Here is a 635-nt window from a genome sequence, read left to right on the forward strand (position 1 = left end):
CAGGTGCTGGCGGCGGGCTCGGGGCAGAACCCGGCGCGCCAATCGCTGATCAAGGCCGGCCTGCCGACCGCGGTGCCGGGCATGACGATCAACAAGGTGTGCGGCTCGGGCCTGAAGGCCGTGATGCTGGCGGCGAACGCGATCGTGGCGGGCGACGCGGACATCGTGATCGCGGGCGGCCAGGAAAACATGAGCGCGGCGCCGCACGTGCTGCCGGGCTCGCGCGACGGGTTCCGGATGGGCGACGCGAAGCTGGTCGACACGATGATCGTGGACGGCCTGTGGGACGTGTACAACCAGTACCACATGGGCATCACGGCGGAGAACGTCGCGAAGGAATACGGGATCACGCGCGAGGAGCAGGACGCGTTCGCGGCGCTGTCGCAGAACAAGGCGGAAGCCGCGCAGAAGGCCGGGCGCTTCGATGCGGAGATCGTGCCGGTGTCGATTCCGCAGCGCAAGGGCGAGCCGCTGCAGTTCGCGACCGACGAGTTCGTGCGTCACGGCGTGACGGCGGAATCGCTGGCGGGGCTGAAGCCGGCGTTCTCGAAGGACGGCTCGGTGACGGCGGCGAACGCGTCGGGGCTGAACGACGGCGCGGCGGCGGTGCTGGTGATGTCGGCGCAGAAGGCGGC

General features: G+C 70.1%; 1 protein-coding gene. It reads left to right on the forward strand.

Annotated features, from left to right (window positions below; genetic code table 11):
• Nucleotides 1-635, forward strand: a 635-nt coding sequence (locus LGM71_RS33120; protein ID WP_226118713.1) for an acetyl-CoA C-acyltransferase, incomplete at both ends; no start/stop codon positions are given.

This window comes from Burkholderia sp. AU33545, assembly GCF_020419685.1.
In the GTDB taxonomy this organism is placed as follows: Bacteria; Pseudomonadota; Gammaproteobacteria; order Burkholderiales; family Burkholderiaceae; genus Burkholderia; species Burkholderia diffusa.